Here is a 26,741-nt window from a genome sequence, read left to right on the forward strand (position 1 = left end):
TACCGCTGGGGGTGACATCTGTGCGCATAACACCCAGGACGCCCGAGGTGCGGGTGCCGAAGCTGGTCGGTCTGATGGCCGTGGACGCGCGCGAGGCGGCCGAGGCGCACGGGGTGCTGCTCGCCGCGCCGGACCGGCCCGACTTCCACCGCACCGTCGTCGACTACGTCGTACGGCAGTACCCGCCGCCCGGCGTCGAGATCCCGCGCGGGGCCGTGGTGACCGTGTGGTTCGACCTCGGGGAGGGTGAGGGAGGCGGGGGCGCGGGCGTGCGGGAGCCGCGCGTGCCGGGTCCTCCCGGGGGCGGGGTGCGCAGGGAGTTGGACGAACCGCGGGACCCGTTCGTCGGCGTGCCCTACTGAGACGTCCCCCCACGTGCCCGCGCCACCTTGAACCCCCGGTGCAGCGCCACGACCCCGCCCGTCAGGTTCCGCCAGGCCACGCTCGACCAGCCCGCGTCACGGAGGCGTTCGGCGAGGGCGGGCTGGTCGGGCCAGGCGCGGATGGACTCGGCGAGGTAGACGTAGGCGTCGGGGCTGGAGGAGACGGCCCGGGCGACCGGGGGCAGGGCGCGCATGAGGTACTCGGTGTAGACGGTCCGGAAGGGCGTCCACGTCGGGTGCGAGAACTCGCAGATGACGACGCGCCCGCCGGGCCGGGTGACCCGGTACATCTCCCGCAGCGCCGCGTCCGTGTCCTGGACGTTGCGCAGCCCGAAGGAGATCGTCACCGCGTCGAAGGTGTCGTCCTTGAACGGCAGCCTGGTCGCGTCCCCTGCGGTGAACGGCATCCACGGCTGGCGCCGCTTGCCGACCTGGAGCATCCCGAGGGAGAAGTCGCAGGGCACGACGAAGGCTCCCGCGCGGGTGAACGGCAGGGACGAGGTGCCCGTACCGGCCGCCAGGTCGAGGACCTTCTGCGCGGGGCGCGCGTCGACGGCCCGGGCGACCTCCTTGCGCCATCGCCGGTCCTGGCCGAGGGAGAGCACGTCGTTGGTGAGGTCGTACCGTTCCGCGACGTCGTCGAACATCGAGGCGACTTCGTGCGGCTGCTTTTCCAGGGATGCGCGGGTCACGGAGCCATTCTTGCAGCAGGGCCGCGGGGCACGGCGCCCGGGACGAGCCGCGGCGCCCGCCGCGCCGCCACGTCCTCCACCCACCCGCACAGCAGCACGAACACCCCGATCAGCACCCACGCCACCCCGAACAGGAACCACTGGCTCTCCAGCGGCAGATGGGCCTCGAAGGCGGGTACCCGCCAGAACCGGTCGATCAGCGGCACGGCGAGGATCAGCGCGATCTCGTGCCAGAGGTAGACCGTCACCGCGCGGGCGTTGAGCACGGCCACGATCCGGTCGAGCCGCCGGAAGCGGGCCAGCCCGGCGAGGCCGGTGCCGAGGCGGGCCTTGGCGTAGATCAGCGGCGTCACGAAGCCCGCCGACCAGAACGCCTGCGCCAGGGGGTTGTCGTCGAGGTCGTAGGTGCCGCCGTACTCGGCCTGGTGGGTCAGCGCGTACCAGCCGCCGTAGCCCAGCGCGGCCAGCGACAGCACGACGACCGCGAACGGCCGCAGCCGCCGCAGCACACCGTCGCGGTGGGCGAAGCCGAGCAGCCAGCAGAACAGGTACGTCGCCAGGTCCCACAGCCCGGTGCCGAGGCGGCCGTCCGGTGGCCACCAGACGTACGTGAACACCAGGACCGGCACCAGCGACAGCAGCAGCACCGGGACCGGCGCCCGGCGCAGCAGCCACAGCAGCGGCGGGGAGAGCAGGACCAGCCACAGGTACGTGCGCAGGTACCAGACGACCTCCCACGCCTGCTCGGCCCACGCGTCGCCCGGCGGGTCGCCGAGCGGCACCACCCAGTAGACGATCTGCCAGCCCGGCATCCAGCCGTGCACCAGCATCGCGAGCACCACGAAGCAGCCCCAGAACCAGAACGGCGGCAGCAACCGGCGCACCCGCCCCCGGATCACCGCCAGCGCCGGGCGCTCCAGCGACTTCGCCATCAGGCTCCCGGCGAGGGCGAACATGATCCCCATCGAGGGGAACACCATGCCCGCCCAGGGCCAGCCGAAGGTGTGGTACGTGACCACGCGGACGAGGGCGAGGGCCCGCAGCACGTCGAAGTACCGGTCACGACCGCGGCCCGCAGAACCCGCCCCGACCGCCTTGCGATGCGCCCCCATCAGCCCGAAGACCCCGCTCCCGCCGGTGTCCCGACCTCACCCGTCCGCTTCAGCTTCTGCCACCGCAGCCGCCCGCCCGTGAGCGCGGTGACGCAGGAATGGATCAGGACCAGGTACATCATCTGCCGGTAGGCGAGCTGCTGGAGCGGCATCATCAGCAGATACCGGTACTTCTCCCGGTCCAGCCGGAAGGCGTACGCCGCGCACGCCAGCTGCACCCCCAGCACCGCCAGCCACGCCAGCAGCGCGGCCCTGAAGTCGATGAAGATCATCGAGTAGGCGGTGAAGACGTCGATGAGCGGCGCGAAGACCGGCGTGACGATCTGGAAGACGACCACGAGCGGCATCCCGACCCGACCGAACCGCCCCGAGGGCCCCTTGTCCGTCAGGGACTTGCGGTGCTTCCAGAGGGCCTGCATGGTGCCGTACGACCACCGGTAGCGCTGCGACCACAGCTGCTTCAGCGAACCCGGCGCCTCGGTCCATGCCCGCGCGTGCTCCTGGTAGACGACCCGCCAGCCCGCGCGGTGCAGGGCGATGGTGATGTCCGTGTCCTCGGCGAGGGTGTCCTCGCTCATCCCGCCGACCCGCGTCACGGCCTCCCGCCGGAACGCGCCGATCGCGCCCGGGATGGTGGGCATGCAGCGCAGCAGGTCGTACATGCGGCGGTCGAGGTTGAAGCCCATCACGTACTCGATGTGCTGCCAGGCCCCGATCACGGTGTTGCGGTTGCCGACCTTGGCGTTGCCCGCGACCGCGCCCACGGCGGGGTCGGCGAAGGGCTGGACGAGCTGCCGTACGGTGTCCGGTTCGAAGACGGTGTCGCCGTCCATCATCACGACGATGTCGTGACGGGCGTTGCGGACACCGTTGTTGAGGGCGGCGGGCTTGCCCGCGTTCTCCTGCCGGATGACACGCACGTTCGGCATGCCGAGGGACTCGGCGATATCGGCCGTACCGTCCGTCGACCCGTCGTCGACAACGATGATCTCGATCGGGTGGGTGCTCAGCGCCAGCGAGTCGAGGGTGTTGGCGATGCACTCCTTCTCGTTGTACGCCGGGACGATCACGCTCACCGGAGCGGTGACCCGCGGCCCCCAGTTGAACCGGCGCCGGTTGCGCTGCCGGTAGTGGCGCCGGGCCAGGACCACCATCATCCCGAACCGGCCCAGCACGGCCACGCCGACCACCGCCAGCCCGACGGACAGCGCGGGCACGGTCCACTCGGCGACGGCGACGGCCGCGACGAGCGCCTTGCCCTCGTAGAGGGTGGTGCCGGTGGCCTCGCGGTGGGCGGCCTGGAGCATCGCCGTACCGGAGCCGGAGCCGGAGTCGGAGCCTGAGCCGGAGTCGGAGCCTGAGCCGGAGTCGGAAGCAGAGCCGGAACCGGAGCCGGAAGCGGAGTCAGAGCCGGAACCGGAGTCGGAAGCGGAGTCAGAGCCGGAACCGGAGTCGGAAGCGGAGCCGGAACCAGGCGCGGCACCCGCACCCGGCGCGGCAAGGGCCTCCCCGGCCTCCTCCCGCGCCTCCGCCTGTGCCACCCCCATCGCCCCGCTGACCGTCGTGAAGGTGTACCCCTCCCCCCGCATCTTCTCGATGTACTCGGCGAGCGCCTTCACCGTCTGGGAGCGGTCGCCGCCCGCGTCGTGCATCAGCACGGACGCGCCCTCCCCGTCCTCCGGGGTGGCCCACTTGACGATCTTCGCCACGCCAGGTGTCTTCCAGTCGTCGCTGTCGGTGTCGACGAAGACGCTGGTGTAGCCCTGCTCGCCGAGCGACTGGTAGACGGGCCAGCTGTAGTTGTCGATGGCGTCGGTCTGCGAGGAGTACGGAGCCCGGAACAGGGTCGTCGTGATCCCGGCCGCGCCCGCGAGCGCGAGCTGGGTCTGCGTCATCTCGCGCGTGACGCGGGCCTCGCTCTGGTACGACAGGTCGACGTGCGTGAAGGTGTGGACGCCGACCTCGTTGCCCTGCTCCACCAGGTCCCGCACGATGCCGGGGTACCGGGACACCATCGACCCGACGACGAAGAAGGTCGCCGGGACGTCGTACTCCTCCAGCACCTGCAGGATCTGCGGGGTCCAGGTCGGGTCGGGCCCGTCGTCGAAGGTCAGCGCGATCGTCTTGTCCGGCACGGAGAGGGTGGTGGCCTGACCGCCCCGGAAGGTGAGGATGGGCCCGCCGCTCAGGATCTCGTCCGGTACGTCGCTGGCGCTGGCGCCGGTGCGTACGCGCTGGTCGCCCCCGACCTCGGCGCGCAGATAGCCGTCCAGCAGCAGTACGGAGGTCAGCGCGAGCAGGAGCAGCAGGGCGAGGACGACCCGCGCGGGGCGGGCGGGAGCGGTGGTCATGAGGCGCCGTAACCACCCTGCGGCGGCACACCGGTGCCGGGCGCGCCACTGGGGACGCCCCCCTGACCGGGCCCGCCCCCCGCGCCGAACGGCAACAGCGAGGACGGCGTGAGCGAGGTCCCCCAGCCCATGAAGGCCGCGCCCAGCAGGACGGCGTACCCGAGGCAGGCGACCCCGAGGAGGAGACCGATCCGGCGCAGCACCCTGGCCCGGCGCCCGGAGGTGTCGACGAACACGGGCCCCTCGATGGCCACTGACCCGTTACCGCGTTTGCGGTGGCGACCGTGCGCGGTGGCACGGTCGTCGATGACAGACTCGGAATGCATTCCCCGGACGGTAGGGAAGCTTTATTTGTGCGGGGCACTGGCGAGTTGTGAGCAGCCCATGGAAAGTCCCCCAACCTGTCCGTCCGCTGAGAGAATCCCTGCGCAGCCGCAAATCGGCGTCGAATCCCAGACTCGTGTGAGACGTTTCCCCTCCCCCAGAAGCGATCCATGAGAGCGGGTGCGTCAGCGATGCGGAGTTTCCTCAGGCCGGTGGCCGGGCTGAGCTGCCTGGTCGCACTGGCGGTGACGGCCTGCTCCACGACCACCGCGCACACGTCAGCTGACCGGGCAACCGCGCAGACGACGGACGCGGCGACCGAGGAAGCACCGGACACCACCGCCTACGCCCCCTACGTCAGCGCCACCACCCCCTCCGACCACGACACCGCCGGATCCCCCACGACGTACAACCTCGCCTTCGTGATCGCCGACGGGACCGGCTGCACCCCCACCTGGGGCGGCACCCACCCCGTCGACGACTCGACGGTCACGTCCCGGATCTCCGGGCTCACCGAGACCCGCGTCTCCTTCGGCGGCGCGTCCGGCGCCGAGCTGGCCACCGCCTGCGAGAGCGCCGAGGAACTGGCCGAGGCGTACGGCGCCGCCCTGGACGCCGCCGGTGCCACCCGCGCCGACTTCGACATAGAGGGCGACACCCTCACCGACGCCGACTCGGTCGCCCTCCGCTCGGAGGCCATCGCGCTGCTCCAGCGGGACCGGCCCGGGCTGGAGGTGTCCTTCACGCTCCCGGTGATGCCCTCCGGCCTCGACGACGACAGCGTGGCGCTGCTGGAGTCCGCCAACGACCACGGCGTACAGGTCGCCACCGTCAACATCATGACGATGAACTACGGCAGCACGTACACCGGCGACATGGGCGCCTACGCGATCCGGTCGGCGAAGGCCACGCACGCCCAGCTCAAGGAGGTCTTCGGCCAGTCCGACGCGGGCGCCTGGCGGGCCATGGCGCTCACCTCGATGATCGGCGTGAACGACGTCGACGGCGAGACCTTCACCCTCGCGGACGCGGCACGGGTACGGGCCTTCGCGGAGGAGAAGGAGATCGCCTGGGTGTCGATGTGGGCGACCTTCCGGGACCAGCAGTGCGCGGACGACGAGACACGGGCCGCCACCGACTGCAGCGGCGTGACCCAGACGCCGGGCGCGTTCGCGGAGGCCCTCTCCGGCTGACGGATCACCGCCGCCGATGCACCAACCGCCCCCCGCACACCGTGGCCACGGCCTCCCCCACCCCATGGGCCTCCGCGAAGACGGCGAGGTCAGCACGCTCACCCTCACCAAGCCCAGCGGACGACCGCGCCCCGGCCACCACACTCACCCCACCGCGCTCAGCGGCCCCCCGCAGCCCGGCGCTGTCCACATCCGCGGCGAGCACCGCCGTCACCCCGCGCTTCAACACCGCGTGCACCCGCTCGCGCGGCGAAGGCGCGTCCGGCAGCGGACCCTCGTGCACGAGGCCGGGCCCGAGGACGCCGGGCCACCGCCGCACCCGTGCCCCCGGGAACCGCTCGGTCAGCTCGGCGAGCGACCCCACGGCCGCGATCCGCGCCCCGTCGACGACGACGGCGCCGTCCTTCAGTTCCCCGGCGCCGCCCACCACCAGGTCGGCGGCATGAATGGTCAGCACCTGGTGTCAGTTGGAAGCGAGCAGCTTCAGCTCGGGGTGGGCGGTGCCGCCCTCGATGGCGGTGGAGGAGATGTGGGACATCACGCGCCCGTCGACGGGGTCGTCCGCGGGGTCGTCGTGGACGTGCAGGTGCTCGTAGGTCGTGGACCGCTGGGCGGGCACCCGGCCCGCGCCGCGGATCATCTCGATCATCTCCATCAGGTTGGAGCGGTGCTTGGCACCGGCCGCGGAGACGACGTTCTCCTCCAGCATGATCGAACCGAGGTCGTCGGCGCCGTAGTGCAGGGTGAGCTGGCCCGCGTCCTTGCCGGTGGTGAGCCAGGAGCCCTGGATGTGGGCGACGTTGTCGAAGAACAGCCGGGCGACGGCGATCATCCGCAGGTACTCGAAGATGGTGGCCTGCGTGCGGCCCTTCAGGTGGTTGTTCTGCGGCTGGTACAGGTACGGGATGAAGGCGCGGAAGCCGCCGGTCCGGTCCTGTACGTCGCGGATCATCCGCAGGTGCTCGATGCGCTCGGCGTTGGTCTCGCCGGTCCCCATCAGCATGGTGGAGGTGGACTCGACGCCCAGGTTGTGGGCGGTCTCCATGATCTCCAGCCAGCGCTCACCGCTCTCCTTCAGCGGGGCGATGGCCTTGCGGGGCCGCTCCGGCAGCAGCTCGGCACCGGCGCCCGCGAAGGAGTCGAGCCCGGCGGTGTGGATCCGCTGGATCGCCTCCTCGACGCTCACCTTGGAGATCCGGGCCATGTGCTCGACCTCGGACGCGCCCAGCGAGTGGATCACCAGCTGCGGGTAGGCGGCCTTGATGGCGGCGAAGTGCTTCTCGTAGTACTCGACGCCGTAGTCCGGGTGGTGGCCGCCCTGGAACATGATCTGCGTGCCGCCCAGCTCGACGGTCTCCGCGCACCGGCGCAGGATGTCGTCCAGGTCACGGGTCCAGCCCTTGGCCTTGTCCTTCGGCGGCGCGTAGAAGGCGCAGAACTTGCACGCCGTCACACAGACGTTCGTGTAGTTGATGTTCCGCTCGATGATGTACGTCGCGATGTGCTCGACGCCCGCGTACCGGCGGCGGCGTACGGCGTCGGCGGCGGCGCCGAGGGCGTGCAGCGGGGCGTCGCGGTAGAGCGCGAGCGCCTCCTCGGGCGTGATCCGCCCACCGGCCGCGGCACGGTCGAGCACAGACTGGAGGTCGGCCTTCTCGGTCACCGAAGCGTCCCTTTCGTCAAGGAATCAAAAGGTGCGCGCGCAGCGCTCTGAATAAGGGTGGTGGTGGGAGACGGGTGGGCAGACCGATCCAGCCTACGCCAGCGGGTTCCGCCCCCCGCCTACTGCCCCACCTTGGACAACCGCGCCTCCGGCTGCCCCGAGTCCGTACTGTCCGACTGGTACGTGAGGTCGTCGCCGACCGGGGTGAGGCGGACGGTGTGCGCGGCCTGGCTGCACCCGGCGTGGTTGCCCTCGGCCCCGACGGCGCGCGCCACCAGCCGCTTCTCGGTCACCTGCCGCAGGGTCAGTACGTCGGTGCAGACGCCGCCGAGCGGGTCCGTGTTGCGGACCCGGCCCAGTTCCTCGCCCACCTCGGCCCGCTCGACGGTGACCTGGAAGGCGCCCATGGGCAGCGTGCCGCCGAGGGCGGTGCCCTGGCCCTCCCAGGTGCCGAGGTAGCGGTCGGGGACCTCCGCCGCCCCGCCGGAGTCCCCGGGGGCGCTCTCGCTCGCCGCCGGGGGCCGCGTGCCGGTGTCGCTCCCGCTGGTGTCGTCCGAACCGCCGCCCGGCAGCAGGTCGAAGACGAACACCGACCCGAACGTCACCGCGGCCAGCGCCCCCGCCACCGCGAGCGCCACGGTGCAGCTCACCCGCCGCCCCCGGCCGCCCGCACCGGCCCCGGAGGTCGCCGCCACGGACAGCGAGACCCTGCCGGGACGCCCGCCACCGGAGGCATCCGCCGTGGGCGGGGAGTACGTGGGCATGTGCGGCGTCGGCATCACCGGCGCCGGACCGAACTCCCCCGACCCACCGCTCCCGTTCCCGGTGGACGTCGGCGCCACCCCCACCGCCGGACTGCTGAACCCCACCGGCCCCGACACCGAGGCCCCGTCGCCCGCCCCCTCGAGGTTCAGCAGCTGTACGGCACTACGGCTGACCTGCTCCACCAGCACCCCCGGCAGCCACCCCCCGCCGACCAGCCGGGCGGCCCCCTCGGGAGCCAGCCGCGCGGCGATGTCGCGGGGCGCGGGCCGGGCGCCCGGCTGCTTGGCCAGGCAGGCGGCGGCCAGCTCCCGCAACTCCCCGCTCAGGCCGTCCAGTTCCGGCTCCTCGTGGACGACCTTGTAGAGCAGGGCGGCCGAGGAGTCCCCGGGGAAGGGCGGCGCGCCGGTCGCCGCGTACGCCAGGACCGCGCCCAGCGAGAAGACGTCCGCGGCGCCCGTGACGCCCTTGCCGAGGATCTGCTCGGGGGACATGTAGCCGGGCGAGCCGATGGAGACGCCGGTGGAGGTGAGGGACGCGGTGCCGTCGGTGGCGCGGGCGATGCCGAAGTCGATGAGGAGGGGGCCGTCGAGGGTGAGCAGGACGTTGGACGGCTTCACGTCCCGGTGGACGAGTCCCAGGTCGTGCACCGCCGCCAGCGCCTCGGCGAGTCCGGCACCGAGCGCCCGTACGGTGTGCGCGGGCAGCGCTCCGCCGTCCGTGACCGCCGCGGTGAGGGACGGCCCGGCGGCGTAGGCGGTGGCGATCCAGGGCACCGGCGCCTCGGGGTCGGCGTCGAGGACCGGCGCGGTCCAGGCGCCGCCGACCCGCCGCGCCGCCTCGGCCTCCCGTCGGAAGCGGGCGCGGAACTCCTCGTCGAGCGCGAAGTGCGGATGCACGATCTTGACGGCGACCGTCCGGCCACCGGCGCTGCGGCCGAGGTAGACCCGCCCCATCCCGCCGGAGCCGAGTCGGCCGAGCAGTCGGTAGGGCCCCACGACGGTGGGCTCGTCGGCACCGAGCGGCTGCATGCCGCCCCCTTCCCCCGGTTGTTCCCCCGATTCCCGTGCGGTGCCCGGAAGCGCATGAGCCCTGTCCCGCGCACTGCCCGGAAGCGTATAAGCCCGCGCCCCCGGGGCCCTACGGCTGCAGCAGCTCCACCTTCACATCAGCCGGGAAGCCGGTCGTCGGCCCCACCCGGCGGGCGAACTCCGCGACCGCCGCGAGCTGCGGGGCGCCGAGGCGGAAGTCGAGGGTGGTGAAGTAGCGGGCGAGGACCTCCTCGTCGAAGGCCTCCCAGCGGGCGGCCTGTTCGGCGACCTTGGCGACCTCCTCGAGGGAGAGGTTGCGGGAGGCGAGGAAGGCCTCGTGGACCTTGCGGGTGATGACCGGCTCCCGCTCCAGGTAGTCGCGGCGCGCCGCCCAGACCGCGAAGACGAACGGCAGCCCGGTCCACTCCTTCCACAGCGCGCCCAGGTCGTGCACGTCCAGGCCGAAACGGGGCCCGTCGTGCAGGTTGGCGCGCAGGGCGGCGTCCCCGATGAGGACGGCGGCGTCGGCCTCCTGCATCATCAGGCTGAGGTCGGGCGGGCAGGTGTAGTAGTCGGGCGTCACGCCGAAGCGTTCCGCCAGCAGCAGCTGGGCGAGCCGGACCGAGGTCCTGGAGGTGGAACCGAGGGCGACCCGGGCGCCGTCGAGGCGGTCCAGCGGGACCTGGGAGACGATCACGCAGGACATCACCGGCCCGTCGCAGCCGACGGCGATGTCCGGGAAGGCGACCAGCTCGTCCGCGTGCCTGAGGAACTCCACGAGGGTGATCGGCCCGATGTCGAGGTCTCCCCGCACCAGCTTCTCGCTGAGCTTCTCCGGGGTGTCCTTCGTCAGCTCGAAGTCGAGGAGCGTGCCCGTTCTGGCGAGCCCCCAGTACAGGGGCAGACAGTTCAGGAACTGGATGTGGCCGACGCGCGGCCGGGTGCGAGAAATGTCCACATCGTGAGGCTAGACCTCCTGGGGTAGGGTGCAGCCCCCGGGGTCGGGCCGGACCGGCCGGGACGCCACGTCAGCCCCGTGAGCCCCTTCAAACATCCGGGTGACGTGATCTTGCCCTCTATTGCATTCCCCTGCGCGCGTGCTAGGCTCGCCGCAAGTTGCAGTTTGGTTTCCCTTGCAGTACAGAGCCTGCGGAGCATGTGACCGCAGGCTCTCGTCGTTCCTAGACGGATGCAGTTGTGCAGAACTCAAAAATCTTCACACTTGCTGGTTCTGGAGCAGGGCAACCCTTTGAGCCCAAGGAGGGCTTATGGCTACCGGAACCGTGAAGTGGTTCAACGCCGAAAAGGGCTTTGGTTTCATCGCCCAGGAAGGCGGCGGCCCCGACGTCTTCGTCCACTACTCCGCGATCAACGCGACCGGCTTCCGGTCCCTTGAGGAGAACCAGCAGGTGTCCTTCGACGTCACCCAGGGCCCGAAGGGCCCGCAGGCGGAGAACGTCACCCCGGTCTGATCGATCCTCCGATCCGGGAACGAGTGCAGTACCCAAGGAGCCCCGCGCCGTCCAGTACGGCGACGGGGCTCCTGCCCTTTCACCGCGGCGGACGCGGCGAGGGCGGCGACCGGGTGAATTCTCCGGGAATTCCACACCGGCCCGGCCGCACCGCTCCCGGCCCCCGTCCCCGCCTCACACGTGCTGCATGATCAGCACAAAGGCCGTACCGGACGCCAGCGCCTCATACGAATGGGCCACATCACCCCGGTAACCCAGATAATCGCCCGGCCCCAGCTCCACCTCTTCACCGCGCGGCCCCGCCTTCACCCGTCCGGCGCTGACGACGAGGTGTTCCACCGTCCCCGGAATATGCGGCTCCGACTCCCGCGCCGCGCCGGGTTCCGCCCGGAGCCGGTAGATGTCCCGGCGGGCGCCGGGCGGGCTGGCGGAGAGCAGCGTGGCGACGTAGTTCGCCTGCTCGGAGGCGACGGACGGGCCCTCCCCGGCCCGGATCACCTGTACCGCGGGCGCGGGCGGCTCCACCAGCGCGCTGAACGGCACCCCGAGCGCGACCCCGAGCGCCCACAGCGTCTCCACGCTCGGATTCCCGCCCCCGGCCTCCAGCTGCGACAGCGTGGACTTGGCGATACCGGCGCGTTTGGCCAGCTCGGAGAGCGAGAGGCCCGCGCGGGTGCGTTCGCGCCGCAGGGCGGCGGCGATCCAGTCGAGGGGAAGGCGGGGCGGGGGCGCGCCGCCGGTTCCGTCGAGGGGAAGGCGGGGCGAGGGCGCGCCGCCGGTTCCGTCTGCCATTGCGTTCGCTCCATCACTACGATCGTTCGCCTTGACGAACGGACCCTTCCGCGTTCATCGTAGAGAACATGCGTTCGCTACTCCGAACACCACCTACCGCCCCCATGATGGCATCCCTCGTCCGTGACGCCTCCCTCGTCTGGCTGGCGAGCGGTGTCGTCGGCGTCTCCTTCGGGGCCATCGCCGTGACCGGCGGGCTGCCGGTGTGGGTGCCGGTGGTGATGTCCCTGGTCGTCTACGCGGGCTCGGCCCAGTTCAGCGCGGTCGGCGTGCTGCTGGCCGGGGGCGGTCCGCTCGCCGCGGCGGCCACCGGACTGCTGCTGAACACCCGCACCGCCGCCTTCAGCCTCGCGGTGGCGGACATCCTGGGCCGGGGACGGATCGCCCGGCTCCTCGGGGCGCATCTGGTGACGGACGAGACCGTCGCCTTCGCCCTCGCCCAGCAGGACCCGGCCCGGCGCCGGGCCGCCTTCTGGATCTCCGGGCTCGGCCTGTTCACCGTGTGGAACGCGGGCGTCCTGGCCGGTGCGCTGGCGGGCAGCGCCCTCGGCGACACCGGCCGCTACGGCCTGGACGCCGCCTTCCCCGCCGTACTCGTGGCCCTGGTGCTGCCCGTCCTGCGCGAGGACCGGGCCGTACGGCGCGCCGCCCTCCTCGGCGCCGCGCTCGCCCTGGCCGTGACCCCGGCCGTCCCGGCGGGCGTGCCGGTGCTGCTGGCCCTGGCCGGGCTGGCACTGTCCGGGCGACGGGAGCGGACGGCATGAGCGCGACGGTCGCGATGATCCTGGCGCTGGCGGTCGGGACGTATGCCTTCCGGCTGGTCGGGCCGGTGCTGCACGGGCGGGTGGAGTTGCCGGTGCGGGTGCGGGAGCTGCTGTCCGCCGGTGCCGTGGTGCTGCTGGTGGCGCTGCTGGCGACCGGGGCGCTGACCGAGGGCGGCGGTTTCGCGGGCTGGGCGCGCCCGGCCGGGGTACTGGTGGCGGGCGTACTGGCCATGGGGGTGCCCCCTGGTCGAGCGAAGTCGAGAGCTCGGGGCAGTCGGGCGCCGTTCGTGGTCGTGGTGCTGGGGGCGGCGGTGACGGCGGGGACGCTGCGGGCGCTGGGCGTGGAGTGAGGGCCGGTGGTCAGCGGCGGGCGCCGCGGTCCGGCTCCGGACCGAGCACCGCACGGCACTCCTGCCACGCCGGTTCGCTGAGCAGCGGCCGGAAGCGGGTGAAGAGGGTGAGCAGGTCCGGACCCCACCGTTCCCGGAACACCGGGTCGTGGTGGGCCAGGTCGAGTTCGTTGGCCGCGGTGAGTTCGGCGAGGTCGCGGCGCAGGCGCAGGCCGGGGACCAGGGTGCCCCCGGTGAAACGGTCGTGGAGCGCGGACGCCGGTTCGTGGAAGGCCGGATAGCTGGCGTCGCGGTCGCAGCTCGCGTAGGCGTACACGATCGCCTCGGCCTCCGCGCCGATCACCGACGCGAGGTCGGCGCGGCGGTCCAGCGGCAGCAGGGTGGCCGGAAAGCCGTCGGTGCCGTAACAGGCGTGGCAGAGCCCGGCGAGTTGCAGGGCGGGCCGGGCGGACCAGTCGGCGAGCCGTCGCCGTACCCGGTCCAGGTGGGCGAGCAGGGTGCCGCCGCGGTGGGCGACGGCCTCGGCGCCCAACTGGCGCAGCAGCAGGCGGGCCTGATCGGCGTGGTGGGTCGGCACCCGCTCCCTCACTTGGCCTCCCCTTCCTTCCGGACGTCTCGGACGACGACGAGGACCAGCACACGGAGCGGGTTGCCGCCCGGGCCCTGTGGAGATCGTCGTACAGGGCCAAGTCGCAGTCAATCCTAAGGAAGACTGCCGAAGCCCAAGCATTACCTTGGGTCCATGACTCTCGACGACCTACGGGTGTTCGTGGCCGTGTGCCGGGCCGGAAGCCTCAGTGCGGTGGCGCGCGATCTGGGCTGTACGCAGTCGGCGGTGAGCCAGCACGTGAAGCGGCTGGAGCGGGAGACGGGCGTCGGCCTGCTGGAGCGGCAGCCCCGCGGGGTCGTGCCGACCCGGGCGGGCCGGGTGCTCGAGGCCGCCGCGGCCGAGGGGATCGCCGGGCTGGATCTGGCGATACGGCGGCTGCGGGACCTGGCCGACGGGGAGAGCGGCTCGGTACGGGTGGCGACGGGCGCGACGACCGTACGGCACTTCATGGCGGACGCCATCGTCACCTTCCGGCGCCACCACCCCCGGGTCAACCTGGAGTTCCGGACCGAGAGTTCCAGCCGCGCCTGCTTCGACGCGCTGGCCGACAGCGATCTCGACCTGGCCTGGATCACCCTGGGCCCGCCGGTGCGCGGCATCGAGCAGCGGCCGGTGGTGGAGCTGCCGTGGCTGCTGGCGGTGCGGGCGGACGACGAGCGGTTCGCGGACGGTACGGCCGTGACCGCCGAGTCGCTGACGGACCTGCGCCTGATCCGCCTCCCCCCGAACTCCACCTCCGCCGCCCATCTGGAGGCGGCCTGCGCCGACCTGGGCGTGCGCTTCTCCTACGACACCAGCGTGGCCGACTGGGACACGGCCCTGCTCCTGGCCGAACTGGGCCTCGGCCGCGCGGTCGTCCCCGCCCTGCCGGACCTCCCCCTCACCGACGGCCGCGGCGACCTCCGTCTCCTCCCCCTCCCCGACCTGCGCCCCCTGACGGTCGGCTGGGCGGTCCGCCGCTGGGACACCCTGACCCCACCGGCACGCGCCTTCGCCGACACGGTGGCGGCCAGCTGCCGTACTCCCCACGCCTAGCTCCCGTACATCGCCTCCACCTCCGCCGAGAAGTCCCGCAGGATCGCCTCGCGCCGGAGCTTCATCGACGGAGTCAGATGGCCGGACCACTCGGTGAAGTCGACGGGGAGGACGGTGAAGCGGCGGATGGACTCGGGGCGGGAGACCATCTTGTTGGCCTCGTCGATGGCGCGTTGCAGGATCGCGCGCAGCTCGTCGTCGCGCGCCAGGGCCTCCGGTGAGGCGGGCGGGCGGCCGTTCATCTGGCGCCAGTGGTTGGCGCCGTCGAGGTCGAGGGTGATGAGGGCGCTGATGTAGGGGCGGCGGTCGCCCAGGACCAGGCACTGGGAGATCAGGGGGTGGCTGCGGAGCCAGTTCTCCAGGGGCGCGGGGGCCACGTTCTTGCCGCCCGCGGTGATCAGGATCTCCTTCTTGCGGCCGGTGATGGAGAGATAGCCCTCGCCGTCGAGGCTGCCGAGGTCGCCGGTGGGGAACCAGCCGTCGGCGGAGGCGGGGACGACGCCGCCCGCGTGGGGGTCCCAGTAGCCGCGCAGGACCTGGCCGCCGGAGAGCAGGATCTCGCCGTCGGCCGCGATCCGGACCCGGGTGCCGGGGAGGGGCCAGCCGACCGTGCCCAGCCGGGGCTTGAGGGGCGGGGTGACGGTCGCGGCGCCCGTGGACTCGGTCAGGCCGTACCCCTCGTAGATCTCCATGCCCGCGCCCGCGTAGAAGGCGGCCAGGTCCCGGCTTAACGGGGAGCCGCCGCAGATCAGATAGCGGACCTTGCCGCCCAGGGCGTTGCGGATCCGGCGGTAGACCAGCGGGTCGTACAGGGCGCGGGCCGCCTTGAGGGGGGCGCCGGGGCCCGGTCCTGTGCCCTGTTTGCGGGCCTCGATCGCCTCGCCGTAGCGGCGGGCCACCTTGGCGGCGCGTTCGAAGGACGAGGCCTTTCCGCCGCGTTCGGCGGTGGCGCGGGCGCTGTTGTAGACCTTCTCCAGCATGTACGGGATGGCCAGCAGGAAGGTCGGCTTGAAGCCCGCCAGGTCGGCGATCAGGTCGGACGCCTTCAGGCTGGGCGCGTGGCCGAGCCGGACCCGGGCGCGGACGCAGGCGATGGCCACCATCCGGCCGAAGACATGGGAGAGCGGGAGGAAGAGGAGGGTGGACGGCTCGACGTTCGTCCGCGCCTTGAAGACCGGGTACAGGAGTTCGATCGCGTTGTCGACCTCCGACAGGAAGTTGCCGTGCGTCAGCGCGCAGCCCTTCGGGCGGCCGGTCGTGCCCGAGGTGTACACGAGCGTCGCGAGCGTGTCCGGGCCCAGCACGCCACGGCGTACGTCCACCTCCTGGTCCGGCACCGGGCCGCCCAGCTCCGTCAGCCGTTCCAGGTGCCCCTTCTCGATGACCCACAGGTGCCGCAGGTCGGGGAGGTGGCCCAGCTCGGGTCCCAGTGCCGAGGCCTGGCTCACCGTCTCGGTGACCAGGGCGACCGCGCCCGAGTCCTGGAGGAGCCACCGGGTCTGGTAGACGGAGGAGGTCGGGTAGACCGGCACGGTCACCAGTCCGGCCGCCCAGGCGGCGAAGTCGAGCAGGGTCCACTCGTAGGACGTCCGCGCCATCACCGCGATCCGGTCGCCCGGCGCAAGGCCCTCCGCTATCAGGCCCTTGGCCAGGTCCAGCACCTGCCGTGCGAAGTCGGTGGTCGTCAGGTCCGTCCAACCGCCGTCGTCGGTGCGGCGGCTGATGACGCGTTCGTCCGGTGCCACGGCCGCGTTCTCGAACGGCAGGTCGGCCAGCGAGCCGTGCGACACGGGCGGGACCAGCGGCGGTACGGCCACCTCGCGCACCTCTCCGTCCAGCCGCCGGATCTCCGGCTCGACGAGGACCGGGCCGCCGTCCGGGTCGTAGTCCAGCTCCAGCGGCTGCCCCGCCGGATCGGGCGGCACGGGCGACGAGGACGAGTACGAGATGGGCATGGCAGCTCCTGGGGCCTTGCGGCGGGGCGCACTGCTCCGCCGCATGAGGTACGCGGCGCGCGTGCGGAGGCGTTCACCGGCGGCCCGCGGCTCGGCGCCGCGCCGCCGGTCGGCAGCGTGATCGTACGGCGCTCGCGTGGGGAGTTCGTGCGAGTTCGGGGATGTTTCGGGGGTGGTCCGGGGACGGGGATGTGCAGTCCTCCGGGGCGTGCGGTGGCATCTGTCACCCTGTCCGCTCCGGGGGTTTACCTACGGTAACCTTACTTTGGAGTAAGAACCCGGGATTCCCAAGGAGTCGCCCATGGCAGCCGACCGCTATCTGAGCTTCACCGGCACCGCGCCCGGCCGCTTCCTCACCCGGCGCCTCGGGCTGCCCCAGCCGACGCCGCTCTGCCGCTGGTCGGAGCAACAGCCCCGGCTCGACGGGACGTTGCGCCACCTGACCGCGGGCGCCTCCGGCCTCGACCTCGCCCCCGTCCTCGCCCGTACGGGCCTCACCCCCGCCCCCGACGGCGGCCCCGTCGCCGCCGTCGTCCTCGACGCCACCGCCGTCCGCGACGTCGACGCCCTCGACGGGGTGCACGCCGCCCTGCACCCCGTCGTCGGGTCGGTCGCGCCCAGCGGACGGATCGTGGTGCTGGGCGCGCCGCTCGACCCCGCCGACCACCACCAGGCCGCCGCCCAACAGGCGTTGGAGGGCTTCACGCGCTCCCTCGGCAAGGAGATCGGCCGGGGCAGGACGGTCAACCTCGTCCGGCTCACCGACGCGCACGCCGCCGAGTCGACCCTCCGCTTCCTGCTCTCCCCCAAGTCCGCCTACGTCAGCGGCCAGGTGATCGGCGTCGACGCCACACCCGCCGCCACCCCGGACGACCGGGACCGCCCGCTGACCGGCCGCACCGCCCTGGTCACCGGCGCCGCGCGCGGCATCGGGGCGGCCGTCGCCGGGACGCTGGCCAGGGACGGGGCCCGGGTCGTCGTCCTCGATGTGCCCTCGGCCGAGGAGGACGCGCGGCGGCTCGCCGACCGGCTCGGCGGCAGCGCGCTCGCGGTGGACGTCACCGCCGCCGACGCGGGCGAACGGATCGCCGCCGCGCTGCCCGGCGGTCTCGACGTGCTGGTGCACAACGCGGGCATCACCCGTGACCGGCGCCTGGTCAACATGGACGCCGAGCGCTGGAGTTCCGTGCTGGACGTCAACCTGGCGAGCGTGCTGCGCACGACGGACGCCCTGCTGGAGGGCGGCACCCTGCGCCCCGGCGGCCGGATCGTCGCCACCGCGTCCATCGCCGGTCTCGCCGGGAACGCCGGGCAGACCAACTACGGCGCGAGCAAGGCGGGCGTGGCCGGGCTGGTCCGCGCCCTCGCGCCCCGGGCGCGCGACGCGCACGGCATCACCGTGAACGCGGTCGCGCCCGGCTTCATCGAGACCCGGATGACGGCCGCGGTGCCGCTGTTCATCCGGGAGGCGGGGCGGCGGATGAACTCCCTCGCCCAGGGCGGGCAGCCGCAGGACGTCGCCGAGACCGTCGCCTGGCTCGCCCATCCGGCGTCCGGCGCGGTCAACGGACAGGTGGTACGGGTCTGCGGCCAGAGCCTCCTGGGGGCCTAGTGAACCCCCTGACCAGTCCCCCGGCCCTGGCCCCGCTGCTCGCCCGCGGCGCCCTGCTCTCCCCCTTCAAGCGCCCCCGCGCGGACGCCGGTTACCCCCGCACCCGGCTGACGCTCCCCGGCCTGAGCGTCGACCTCGCCCGGCTCGCGGCCTACGAACGCGTCTGCGGCTACCCGGCCCCCGGCGACAACGCCCTCCCCCTCACCTTCCCGCACGTCCTCGGCTTCCCGCTCGCCATGAGCCTGATGAGCGGCCGGGACTTCCCGCTGCCGCTGCTCGGCCTGGTCCACACGTCCGTCGCGATCTCCCGGTATGCCGCCCTCCCGGCCACCGACTCCTACGACCTCTCCGTGCACGTCGACGGGCTGACCGCGCACCGGCGCGGGACGGAGGCGACGGTGGTGACCCGGATGGAACGGGACGGGGACGTCGTATGGGAGTCGTCCAGCACCTATCTCGCCCGGCACCACCGCACCGACGACAAGCACCCCACGGACTCGGACCCGCTCCCTCCGCTCCCCGTGCTCCCCGGGCTCCCCGTGCTGGACGAGTGGCGGCTCGGCGGCGACATCGGGCGGCGGTACGGCGCGGTGTCCGGCGACCGCAACCCCATCCACCTGCACCCGCTCACCGCCCGCCTGTTCGGCTTCCCCCGCGCCATCGCGCACGGCATGTGGACGGTGGCCCGCTGCCTGGCCGCGACCCCCGGCTCGGCCGAGGCGGTCCGGGCCCGCGCGGAGTTCCGGGCCCCGGTGCTGCTGCCGGGGGTGGTGCGGTACGCGGCGGACGGGGAGGGGCGCTTCGCGCTGCTGGGCAGGACCGGGGACCGGGTCCACCTGACCGGATACGTCGACTAGGCCCGGCCAGGAGACCCGGCGGGCGGCGGACAGGCCCGACCAGGGAACCCGGCAGGCGGCAGACAGGCCCGACCAGGAGACACGGCAGGCGGCGGACAGGCCCGACCAGGAGACACGGCAGGCGGCGGACAGGCCCGACCAGGGAACCCGGCAGGCGGCGGACAGGCCCGACCAGGGTCTAGGCAGGCGGCGGAGTCCAGCGCCGCCCCTCCATCAGGCTGCCCAGCCCCGCCCACGCGAAGTTCATCAGCGTCGCCGTCGTCTGCCGTGCCGTGACGCCCGGCGTGGAGTTGGCCCACGCGGCCAGCGACTCGGCGGCGCCGACGAGGGCCTCGGCGAGCCCGGCGACCTCGCGCTCGGGCAGGTCGGGGTCGCGGTGGGCGTCGCGGGCGGCGGCGACTATCAACTGCGTGACGAAGGCGACGATCTCCGCCCGCAGCGCGCTCACCTCGGCGGCGAAGGGCTCGCCGTGCGTACGGGCCTGGAGGTGCAGCACGGTCCAGGCGTCCGGGTGCCTGGCGGTATGGGTGAAGAACGCCAGCAGCCCGTCCCAGAGTTGGCGGTCCGCGGGCAGGTCAGGAGCGATGCCGGAGCGGACGGCGGCGACCAGCGCACCGGCCTCGCGGCGGATGCAGGCGGTGAAGAGGTCTTCCTTGGAGTTGAGGTAGAGGTACACCAACGGCTTGGACACGCCCGCGAGTTCGGCGATGTCGTCCATCGACGCCGCCATGTACCCCCGCTGCCCGAAGATCTGCACGGCGGCGTCCAGCATCTGCTGTTCACGGACGGCACGCGGCATCCGCTTGGTCTTCACGGCACCCATGGGGAAAGCCTACGTTTCGAAACGGCCCGCCCCGTGCGGTCGCGGTGGATTCAGGACGTCTGGCCCTGTGCCCGCGCGGCGTCGTCGGCGATGTCCTCCTGGCTGCGGTTGGCCTCCATGCTGGCCTTGACCTGGTCGACCTTGCGCACAATGCCCTCGGACGCCCTGTCCCGCTCCTTGCGCAGCACCACGAAACTGATCGGCGCCGAGATGACCAGCGCCAGCAGCAGCACCCACATGCCGTTGGAGTCGCCGAGGCCGCGCGGGGCGACACCGGAGTAGACGAGGCCCCAGACGACGACGAAGCAGCCCACGAAGATACCGAGGCGCATCAGCGAGTAGCGGAGCATCTCAATCCACTCTTCCTTCACCGGAACATTTCCACCGTCCAGTGAAGCACGGCGAACGGCGGATCTTGGACGGGGGTAGCCGTCCCCGGTCAGCCGAGCGTCAGCAGCATCGTGACGTCGTCCCGGTCGTCCCCGGGCGCCACCCGGATCGCGCCGGGGACCCGGCCGACCTCCTTGTAGCCGCAGGACTCGTAGAACCGCTCCAGACCGATGCCACCCCGGCAGGTCAGCCGGATCGCCTCGATGCCGTCGAAGGCGCGGGCGGCGTCGGCCGCGGCGGCCAGGAGATCACGGCCGTAGCCCCGCCCCTGGTACCGCGGGTGGACCATCACCGTGTAGAGCCACACCCAGTGGGTCATCAGCCGGTGCCCGTTGAAGGCGAAGAACGCCGTGGCGGCGACCCGCCCGTCCTCGTCGTGCCCGACCAGCAGCCGGATGCGGCCCTCCGCGATACCGACGAGATGCCTGACCAGCTCCGGCCGCACCGCCTCCCGGTCCACGGGCGGCACGAACCCGACGGCGCCACCGGCGTTGGACACATCGGTCCACAGATCGAGGACGCCGTCCCGGAGCGCGGAGTCAACGGACGGGTCGAGGGTGAACGTAAGGGACATAGCGCCATGCTAGCCATTACGACAGTGCTCGTGCCGCCACTTGCAGATCCGACAGCAGCCCCTGGTACGCCCCCTCCCGGTCCTCCGCCCGCAGCACCGCCGACGGATGCACGGTCGGCACCAGCCGCTCCGCCCGCCCGTGGATCTCCTCCTCCAGCACCGTCCCGCGCACCTGCGTCACCCGGAACGACGACCCCAGCAACGCCTTGCCCGCCGTCGCCCCCAGCACCACGATCAGCTCCGGCTCGACCAGCGCCAGCTCGGCGGCCAGCCAGGGCCCGCACGCGGTCATCTCCCGCAGACTGGGCGCCTTGTGGATCCGCCGCTTACGGGGCTCCGCCCGCGTGAACTTGAAGTGCTTGACGGCATTGGTGACATACGCCTCACCGGGATCGATCCCGGCCTCGCCGAGCGCCCGGTCCAGCAGCTTCCCGGCGGGCCCGACGAACGGCTTCCCCTGCCGGTCCTCCTGGTCCCCGGGCTGCTCGCCCACGAGCATCACCCGGGCGTCGACGGCCCCCGCCCCGAAGACGGTCCGCGTGGCGTCCCGGTGCAGGGGACACCCACGGCACTCGGCGGCGGCCCGCCGGAGGGCGTCGAGATCCCCGCCCTCCGGGACGAAGGGGGCCGCGGTGTACGAGTCCTCGGGTGCCCTGGTGGCCATGGGGCCCGAGTACCCACCCAAGGGGCGCGGGGAACCACGCGACCAGCCACGACGCACCCGCGGCCGAGGTCACACCCGCATCGGCTGAGGCGTCTCCCGACGCCCCGCTTCAGCCCCCTCGTACTCCCGGATGACCTCGTACCGGGTGTTCCGCTCCACCGGCCGGAACCCCGCGTCCCGGATCAGCTCCAGCAGGTCGTCCCGGGTCAGCTTGTTCGGCGTGCCGTAGTTGTCCGCGTCATGCGTGATCTTGTACTCGACGACCGACCCGTCCATGTCGTCCGCGCCGTGCTGGAGGGCGAACTGGGCGGTCTGGAGCCCGTGCATGACCCAGAAGACCTTCACGTGCTGGACGTTGTCGAACAGCAGCCGCGACACCGCGAAGGTCTTCAGCGCCTCGGCCGGGGTCGCCATGGTCGTCCGCGCCTGGAGCCGGTTGCGGACCTTGCCGTCCTTCATGTCGACGAAGTCGTGCTGGTAGCGCAGCGGGATGAAAACCTGGAAGCCGCCGGTCTCGTCCTGGAGTTCCCGCAGCCGCAGCACGTGGTCGACGCGGTGGCGGGGCTCCTCGATATGGCCGTAGAGCATGGTGCACGGGGTCTTGAGACCCTTCGCGTGCGCCAGCCGGTGGATGCGCGACCAGTCCTCCCAGTGGGTGCGGTGGTCGACGATGTGCTGCCGGACCTCCCAGTCGAAGATCTCCGCGCCGCCGCCGGTCAGCGACTCCAGACCGGCGTCGATCAGCTCGTCCAGGATCTCCGACGCGGACAGCCCCGAGATCGTCTCGAAGTGGTGGATCTCGGTGGCGGTGAACGCCTTCAGGGACACGTCCGGAAGGGCCGCCTTCAGCTCCCGCAGCGAGCGCGGGTAGTACCGCCACGGCAGGTTGGGGTGCAGCCCGTTGACGATGTGCAGCTCGGTGAGGTTCTCGCCCTCCATCGCCTTGGCGAGCTGCACCGCCTCCTCGATGCGCATCGTGTACGCGTCCTTCTCGCCCGGCTTGCGCTGGAAGGAGCAGTAGGCGCAGGACGCCGTGCACACGTTGGTCATGTTGAGGTGGCGGTTGACGTTGAAGTGGACGACGTCGCCGTTCTTCCGCGTCCGCACCTCGTGCGCGAGTCCGCCCAGCCAGGCCAGGTCGTCCGACTCGTACAGCGCGATGCCGTCCTCGCGGGTCAGCCGCTCACCGGAGCGGACCTTCTCCTCCAGCTCGCGCTTGAGCCCGACGTCCATGCGACACCTCTCTTAGAACCGACCAGAACCGACTAGAACCGACTCCGTGCAGACCCCGTCCACCGTACGCCCAGCCCGTCAGACCTCTTCGGGCAGCTCACCCACGCGGTTCTCCCACTTCGTGGACAGCACGATGGTGGTACGGGTCCGGGAGACGCCCTTCGTGCCGGACAGCCGCCGGATGATCCGCTCCAGACCGTCCACGTCGTTCGCCCGCACCTTGAGCATGTACGAGTCGTCACCGGCGATGAACCAGCAGTCCTCGATCTCCGGGAGGTCCCTCATCCGGCGCGCCACGTCCTCGTGGTCGGTGGCGTCGGACAGCGAGATGCCGATCAGGGCGGTGACACCCAGCCCCAGCGCGGCGGCGTTCACGGTGGCCCGGTAGCCGGTGATGACACCGGCCGCCTCCAGCCGGTTGATCCGGTCGGTGACGCTGGGGCCCGACAGGCCGACGAGGCGCCCCAGCTCCGCGTAGGAGGCCCGGCCGTTCTCTCTCAGGGCCTGGATGAGCTGCCTGTCCACCGCGTCCATGCGATCGAAGCCTTCCACTGAAGAATCGGGTTGGGAGATACCAGGAAACGCTTGAGGAGATGCCCGCCGGGAGGGGTCAGGGCCGCTGGCCGCCGAGTTCGCCCTTCCAGCGGTCGTACAGCCGGTGCCGGACACCGACCGTGTCCAGCGCCCGCCCGGCGACGAAGTCGACGAGGTCCTGGATGTGCGTCGCCCCCGCGTAGAAGGCGGGCGAGGTGGGCACGACGGTCGCCCCGGCATCGTCCAGCGTCAGCAGGTGCCGCAGCGTCTGCCCGGTCAGCGGCGACTCGCGCACGGCCACGACCAACGGCCGCCGCTCCTTCAGCGTCACGCTCGCCGCCCGCTGCAACAGGTCCTTCGACAGCCCCAGCGCGACCCCCGCGACACACGCCGACGAGGCGGGCACGATCAGCATCCCCTTCGCCCGGTACGACCCCGACGACGGCCCCGCCGCCAGGTCACCGGCGCGCCAGTACCGTACGCCCGCGAGGTCCACCGCGAACGTCCCCGGCTTGCCGTCGGCCCCGCGGGCCAGCCATTCCCCCAGGTCGTCCTGCCAGTGGGCGTCCCGGAAGGGGAGCCCCGTCTCATCGAGCAGGGTGAGCCGCGCGGCCCGGCTCACGACCAGGTCGACGCTCTCGCCCGCCGCCAGCAGCGCCCGCAGCACGGCAGCCGCGTACGGCGTCCCGGATGCTCCGGAGACCCCCACGATCCAAGGCGCGCGCTGCGTTTCTCCTGCGTTCACATCTTGAGCCTACCGGCGCGGCGACCCGACCGTAGGACGGGTCTCCACGTCACACCGTCAGCCCTCGGACCAGCAGGTCGAGCAGCGCGCACACGAACAACGCGATCCCGATGAACCCGTTGACGCTGAAGAACGCCCGGTTCACCCGCGACAGGTCATGGGGCCGCACGATCGAGTGCTCGTACACGAACGCGCCCGCGACGATCAGCAGCCCCAGCCAGAAGAACGCGCCCGCGTCCGTGGCCACCGCGTACCAGACGAACAGGGCCGTCGTCACGGCGTGGCAGACCCGCGCGCCCCAGATCGCCGCCGGGATGCCGAACCGGGCCGGGACCGACCGGACGCCGATCTCGCGGTCCGTCTCCACGTCCTGGCAGGCGTAGATCAGATCGAAGCCGCCGATCCAGACGCCGACCGCGAGACCGAGGATGACCGCGTCCCAGGACCAGGAACCGGTGATCGCCAGCCAGCCGCCGACCGGGCCCATCGCCTGGGCCAGACCCAGGATGGCCTGCGGGAAGTTCGTGAACCGCTTGCCGTACGGGTACACCACCATCGGCACCACCGCGACCGGCGCCAGCGCCAGGCACAGCGGGTTCAGCAGCGCCGCCGCGCCCAGGAACACCACCAGGGCGACCAGCGCCCCGGTCCAGGCGTGCCGTACCGACATGGCGCCGGTGACCAGCTCGCGGTGGGCGGTGCGGGGGTTCCGGGCGTCGATCTCGCGGTCGATGATCCGGTTGGCGGCCATCGCGAAGGTGCGCAGGCCGACCATGGCGAGGGTGACCAGGAGCAGCCGCCCCCAGTGGATGTTCCTGTCCCACTCGTACATCGCGGTGAGGGCGGCGATGTAGGCGAAGGGCAGCGCGAAGACGGAGTGCTCGATCATCACGAGGCGCAAGAAGGCCTTCGTGCGCCCCGGCTGCTGGGGAAGCGCCGCGGAGGCGGAAGCGGATGTCACAGGCCGTACTCCCTCCAGCGGCGGTCGACGAGCGCCGCCGTGTCCGGGTCCGACTCCACCATGTCCGGCCACCCCCCGTCGCGTGTGTACCCCTCCTCGGGCCACTTCCTCGTCGCGTCGATGCCCGCCTTGCCGCCCCAGAACTGCTGGTAGGAGGCGTGGTCGAGATGATCGACGGGACCTTCGACCAATGTCAGGTCCCGGGCGTAGTCGGTGTTCCCCAGCGCCCGCCAGGCCACCTCGTGCAGGTCGTGCACATCGCAGTCGCTGTCCACGACCACGATCAGCTTGGTCAGGGACATCATGTGCGCGCCCCAGATGGCGTGCATCGTCTTCTGGGCGTGCTTGGGGTACTTCTTGTCGATCGAGACGATCGCGCAGTTGTGGAAGCCCCCGGCCTCCGGCAGGTGGTAGTCCACGATGTCCGGCACGATGATCTTCAGCAGCGGCAGGAAGAACCGCTCGGTCGCCCGCCCCAGCGGCCCGTCCTCCGTCGGGGGCCGCCCGACCACGATCGACTGGAGCAGCGGGCGCTTGCGCATCGTCACGCAGTCGATGGTCAGCGCGGGGAACGGCTCCTGCGGCGTGTAGAAGCCGGTGTGGTCACCGAACGGGCCCTCGGGCAGCATCTCGCCGGGCTCCAGCCAGCCCTCCAGCACCACCTCCGCCTGCGCGGGCACCTGGAGCGGCACCGTCTTGCAGTCGACCATCTCGATCCGCTTGCCCGCGAGGAACCCGGCGAAGAGGTACTCGTCGATGTCACCGGGGAGCGGCGCGGTGGAGGCGTAGCTGACGGCCGGGGGGCAGCCGAAGGCGATGGCGACCGGCAGGCGCTCACCGCGCCGGGCCGCGACCTGGTAGTGGTTGCGGCTGTCCTTGTGGATCTGCCAGTGCATGCCGATGGTGCGCTTGTCGTGGCGCTGGAGGCGGTACAGGCCGAGGTTGCGGATGCCCGACTCGGGGTCCTTGGTGTGGGTCAGCCCCAGGTTGAAGAAGGAGCCGCCGTCCTTGGGCCAGGTGAACAGCGCGGGCAGCCGCTCCAGGTCGACGTCGTCGCCGGTGAGCACGACCTCCTGCACCGGCGCGTCCCCGGACTTCACCTTCTTCGGCGGTACGTGCGTCATCGCGCCGAGCTTGCCGAAGGCCTCCCGCACGCCGACGAACCCGTGCGGCAGCTCCGGCTTCAGCAGCCCGCCGATCTTCTCGCTGATCTCCCCGTACGACTTCAGGCCGAGCGCCTTGAGGAGCCTGCGGTCGGTGCCGAAGACGTTCATGGCCAGTGGCATCGCCGAGCCCTTGACGTTCTCGAAGAGGAGCGCGGGGCCGCCGGACTTCTGGACCCGGTCGACGATCTCCCCGACCTCCAGATACGGATCCACCTCGGCCTTGATGCGCTTGAGGTCGCCCTCGCGCTCGAGAGCCCTGAGCAGCGAGCGAAGATCGTCATAAGCCATGGGGCCAAGTATCCCCGAGGGGCTACCCTGGCCCCGTACCTGGGGGCCGCGTCCGCGCCCCCACCACCCCCGCTCCACGGGAGAACCGCATGCTCCGGGTGCTGATGTTCCTCGTACCGCTGGCGCTGAGCGTCTACGCGTTCATCGACTGCATCAGCACGAAGGACGACGACATCCGTCACATGCCCAAGCCGCTGTGGGCGATCCTCGTGCTGCTGTTCCCGCTGGTCGGGTCGGTCTCCTGGCTGATCGCGGGCAAGAAGCGCAGCCCGGCCGCCGAGGGCTGGTCCGGGGTGCGCACCGCCCGCTCCCAGCAGTGGGTGGCCCCCGACGACAACCCCGAGTTCCTGAAGTCCCTCAAGGACGACGAGGACGACGACAAGAAGAAGCGGGACGAGTCCTGAC

At 72.0% G+C, this 26,741-nt stretch carries 29 protein-coding genes; 9 read left to right on the forward strand and 20 right to left on the reverse strand.

The genetic code is table 11. From position 1 onward, the window contains the following. Positions 1-20: 20 nt before the first annotated feature. A complete protein-coding gene (locus tag ACFVQG_RS36450; protein WP_383392291.1) occupies positions 21-362 on the forward strand; it encodes a PASTA domain-containing protein in 342 nt (113 codons plus the stop codon). Here the strand turns inward: ACFVQG_RS36450 and ACFVQG_RS36455 are convergent. The 4 genes from ACFVQG_RS36455 to ACFVQG_RS36470 are packed head-to-tail and all read right to left on the reverse strand — an operon-like array spanning position 356 to position 4,864. Further along, a complete protein-coding gene (locus ACFVQG_RS36455; protein WP_383392293.1) occupies positions 356-1,075 on the reverse strand; it encodes a demethylmenaquinone methyltransferase in 720 nt (239 codons plus the stop codon). The genes ACFVQG_RS36450 and ACFVQG_RS36455 overlap by 7 nt on opposite strands. Continuing rightward, on the reverse strand, positions 1,072-2,187 hold the full coding sequence (locus tag ACFVQG_RS36460) for an acyltransferase (protein ID WP_383392296.1): 1,116 nt from the start codon (positions 2,185-2,187) through the stop codon (positions 1,072-1,074). The genes ACFVQG_RS36455 and ACFVQG_RS36460 overlap by 4 nt, the downstream gene beginning before the upstream one ends. After that, the gene (locus tag ACFVQG_RS36465; RefSeq protein ID WP_383392299.1) at positions 2,187-4,538 is read right to left on the reverse strand and encodes a bifunctional polysaccharide deacetylase/glycosyltransferase family 2 protein; all 2,352 of its coding nucleotides are present in this window, start codon (positions 4,536-4,538) and stop codon (positions 2,187-2,189) included. Before ACFVQG_RS36465 ends, ACFVQG_RS36460 begins: the two co-directional genes overlap by 1 nt. Then, positions 4,535-4,864: a hypothetical protein gene (locus ACFVQG_RS36470; RefSeq protein WP_383392302.1), complete on the reverse strand. Its 330-nt coding sequence runs from the start codon at positions 4,862-4,864 to the stop codon at positions 4,535-4,537. The genes ACFVQG_RS36465 and ACFVQG_RS36470 overlap by 4 nt, the downstream gene beginning before the upstream one ends. 189 nt (positions 4,865-5,053) lie before the next feature. Between ACFVQG_RS36470 and ACFVQG_RS36475 the strand changes: the two genes are divergently transcribed. Then, positions 5,054-6,055, forward strand: a complete 1,002-nt coding sequence (locus ACFVQG_RS36475; protein WP_383392305.1) for a chitinase — start codon at positions 5,054-5,056, stop codon at positions 6,053-6,055. Positions 6,056-6,059: 4 nt separating this feature from the next. Here ACFVQG_RS36475 and ACFVQG_RS36480 read toward each other — a convergent pair whose 3' ends face one another. The 4 genes from ACFVQG_RS36480 to ACFVQG_RS36495 form a co-directional block, all read right to left on the reverse strand. Beyond that, entirely contained in the window at positions 6,060-6,512 is a 453-nt protein-coding gene (locus ACFVQG_RS36480) for a hypothetical protein (RefSeq protein ID WP_383392308.1), read from the reverse strand. A 6-nt stretch (positions 6,513-6,518) separates the two neighbouring features. Next, on the reverse strand, positions 6,519-7,718 hold the full coding sequence (mqnC, locus tag ACFVQG_RS36485) for a cyclic dehypoxanthinyl futalosine synthase (RefSeq protein ID WP_383392311.1): 1,200 nt from the start codon (positions 7,716-7,718) through the stop codon (positions 6,519-6,521). 119 nt (positions 7,719-7,837) lie between these two features. Continuing rightward, the gene (locus tag ACFVQG_RS36490) at positions 7,838-9,511 is read right to left on the reverse strand and encodes a serine/threonine-protein kinase (protein ID WP_383392314.1); all 1,674 of its coding nucleotides are present in this window, start codon (positions 9,509-9,511) and stop codon (positions 7,838-7,840) included. A 109-nt stretch (positions 9,512-9,620) separates the two neighbouring features. Further along, positions 9,621-10,469 carry a menaquinone biosynthetic enzyme MqnA/MqnD family protein gene (locus tag ACFVQG_RS36495; RefSeq protein ID WP_383392317.1) on the reverse strand — a complete coding sequence of 283 codons (849 nt, stop codon included), beginning with the start codon at positions 10,467-10,469 and terminating at the stop codon, positions 9,621-9,623. Between the two features lie 310 nt (positions 10,470-10,779). Between ACFVQG_RS36495 and ACFVQG_RS36500 the strand changes: the two genes are divergently transcribed. Next, on the forward strand, positions 10,780-10,983 hold the full coding sequence (locus ACFVQG_RS36500; RefSeq protein ID WP_004984723.1) for a cold-shock protein: 204 nt from the start codon (positions 10,780-10,782) through the stop codon (positions 10,981-10,983). Between the two features lie 174 nt (positions 10,984-11,157). On the opposite strand, the gene ACFVQG_RS36505 is transcribed toward ACFVQG_RS36500, so the two are convergent. Next, positions 11,158-11,775 carry a helix-turn-helix domain-containing protein gene (locus ACFVQG_RS36505; protein ID WP_383392322.1) on the reverse strand — a complete coding sequence of 206 codons (618 nt, stop codon included), beginning with the start codon at positions 11,773-11,775 and terminating at the stop codon, positions 11,158-11,160. A gap of 68 nt (positions 11,776-11,843) precedes the next feature. On the opposite strand from ACFVQG_RS36505, the gene ACFVQG_RS36510 reads away from it, so the two are divergent. Both ACFVQG_RS36510 and ACFVQG_RS36515 read left to right on the forward strand, forming a co-directional pair. Further along, positions 11,844-12,539 carry an AzlC family ABC transporter permease gene (locus tag ACFVQG_RS36510; RefSeq protein WP_383392325.1) on the forward strand — a complete coding sequence of 232 codons (696 nt, stop codon included), beginning with the start codon at positions 11,844-11,846 and terminating at the stop codon, positions 12,537-12,539. Then, positions 12,536-12,889 (forward strand): AzlD domain-containing protein, encoded by a 354-nt coding sequence (locus tag ACFVQG_RS36515; RefSeq protein ID WP_383392328.1) that lies wholly within the window; start codon positions 12,536-12,538, stop codon positions 12,887-12,889. The genes ACFVQG_RS36510 and ACFVQG_RS36515 overlap by 4 nt, the downstream gene beginning before the upstream one ends. A 10-nt stretch (positions 12,890-12,899) precedes the next feature. Here ACFVQG_RS36515 and ACFVQG_RS36520 read toward each other — a convergent pair whose 3' ends face one another. Beyond that, positions 12,900-13,478 (reverse strand): DUF6817 domain-containing protein, encoded by a 579-nt coding sequence (locus tag ACFVQG_RS36520; RefSeq protein ID WP_383392330.1) that lies wholly within the window; start codon positions 13,476-13,478, stop codon positions 12,900-12,902. Between the two features lie 153 nt (positions 13,479-13,631). Here ACFVQG_RS36520 and ACFVQG_RS36525 point away from each other — a divergent pair, with 153 nt between their 5' ends. Then, a complete protein-coding gene (locus ACFVQG_RS36525; protein WP_383392333.1) occupies positions 13,632-14,534 on the forward strand; it encodes a LysR family transcriptional regulator in 903 nt (300 codons plus the stop codon). Here the strand turns inward: ACFVQG_RS36525 and ACFVQG_RS36530 are convergent. After that, on the reverse strand, positions 14,531-16,489 hold the full coding sequence (locus ACFVQG_RS36530) for an AMP-dependent synthetase/ligase (RefSeq protein ID WP_383392335.1): 1,959 nt from the start codon (positions 16,487-16,489) through the stop codon (positions 14,531-14,533). The genes ACFVQG_RS36525 and ACFVQG_RS36530 overlap by 4 nt on opposite strands. 301 nt (positions 16,490-16,790) lie before the next feature. Between ACFVQG_RS36530 and ACFVQG_RS36535 the strand changes: the two genes are divergently transcribed. Further along, positions 16,791-18,101 carry a 3-oxoacyl-ACP reductase gene (locus ACFVQG_RS36535; protein ID WP_383392338.1) on the forward strand — a complete coding sequence of 437 codons (1,311 nt, stop codon included), beginning with the start codon at positions 16,791-16,793 and terminating at the stop codon, positions 18,099-18,101. Continuing rightward, entirely contained in the window at positions 18,101-18,958 is an 858-nt protein-coding gene (locus ACFVQG_RS36540; RefSeq protein ID WP_383392341.1) for a MaoC family dehydratase, read from the forward strand. Before ACFVQG_RS36535 ends, ACFVQG_RS36540 begins: the two co-directional genes overlap by 1 nt. 178 nt (positions 18,959-19,136) lie before the next feature. Here ACFVQG_RS36540 and ACFVQG_RS36545 read toward each other — a convergent pair whose 3' ends face one another. The 9 genes from ACFVQG_RS36545 to ACFVQG_RS36585 all read right to left on the reverse strand — a co-directional run bounded on the left by ACFVQG_RS36545 (position 19,137) and on the right by ACFVQG_RS36585 (position 26,336). Next, positions 19,137-19,781 (reverse strand): TetR/AcrR family transcriptional regulator, encoded by a 645-nt coding sequence (locus ACFVQG_RS36545; protein WP_383392343.1) that lies wholly within the window; start codon positions 19,779-19,781, stop codon positions 19,137-19,139. 50 nt (positions 19,782-19,831) lie between these two features. Next, positions 19,832-20,131, reverse strand: a complete 300-nt coding sequence (locus tag ACFVQG_RS36550; protein WP_383392346.1) for a DUF4229 domain-containing protein — start codon at positions 20,129-20,131, stop codon at positions 19,832-19,834. A gap of 89 nt (positions 20,132-20,220) precedes the next feature. Further along, positions 20,221-20,745 (reverse strand): GNAT family N-acetyltransferase, encoded by a 525-nt coding sequence (locus ACFVQG_RS36555; RefSeq protein ID WP_383392349.1) that lies wholly within the window; start codon positions 20,743-20,745, stop codon positions 20,221-20,223. A 16-nt stretch (positions 20,746-20,761) separates the two neighbouring features. After that, positions 20,762-21,409, reverse strand: coding sequence for a UdgX family uracil-DNA binding protein (locus ACFVQG_RS36560; RefSeq protein WP_383392351.1), 648 nt, complete (start codon positions 21,407-21,409; stop codon positions 20,762-20,764). A 69-nt stretch (positions 21,410-21,478) separates the two neighbouring features. Further along, positions 21,479-22,642, reverse strand: a complete 1,164-nt coding sequence (gene mqnE, locus ACFVQG_RS36565) for an aminofutalosine synthase MqnE (protein ID WP_383392354.1) — start codon at positions 22,640-22,642, stop codon at positions 21,479-21,481. Between the two features lie 78 nt (positions 22,643-22,720). Next, complete coding sequence (locus ACFVQG_RS36570) at positions 22,721-23,176, reverse strand: Lrp/AsnC family transcriptional regulator (protein ID WP_383392357.1); 456 nt, start codon at positions 23,174-23,176, stop codon at positions 22,721-22,723. A gap of 76 nt (positions 23,177-23,252) precedes the next feature. Further along, complete coding sequence (locus ACFVQG_RS36575; RefSeq protein WP_383392360.1) at positions 23,253-23,921, reverse strand: UbiX family flavin prenyltransferase; 669 nt, start codon at positions 23,919-23,921, stop codon at positions 23,253-23,255. Between the two features lie 49 nt (positions 23,922-23,970). Next, positions 23,971-24,882: a menaquinone biosynthesis prenyltransferase MqnP gene (gene mqnP, locus ACFVQG_RS36580; protein WP_383392364.1), complete on the reverse strand. Its 912-nt coding sequence runs from the start codon at positions 24,880-24,882 to the stop codon at positions 23,971-23,973. Then, positions 24,879-26,336 carry a menaquinone biosynthesis decarboxylase gene (locus ACFVQG_RS36585; protein ID WP_383392367.1) on the reverse strand — a complete coding sequence of 486 codons (1,458 nt, stop codon included), beginning with the start codon at positions 26,334-26,336 and terminating at the stop codon, positions 24,879-24,881. Before ACFVQG_RS36585 ends, mqnP begins: the two co-directional genes overlap by 4 nt. Before the next feature lie 89 nt (positions 26,337-26,425). Here ACFVQG_RS36585 and ACFVQG_RS36590 point away from each other — a divergent pair, with 89 nt between their 5' ends. Continuing rightward, complete coding sequence (locus ACFVQG_RS36590) at positions 26,426-26,740, forward strand: PLD nuclease N-terminal domain-containing protein (RefSeq protein WP_383392370.1); 315 nt, start codon at positions 26,426-26,428, stop codon at positions 26,738-26,740. Position 26,741 lies beyond the last annotated feature (1 nt).

The sequence above is a fragment of the Streptomyces sp. NPDC057877 genome, from assembly GCF_042796855.1.
In the GTDB taxonomy this organism is placed as follows: domain Bacteria; phylum Actinomycetota; class Actinomycetes; order Streptomycetales; family Streptomycetaceae; genus Streptomyces.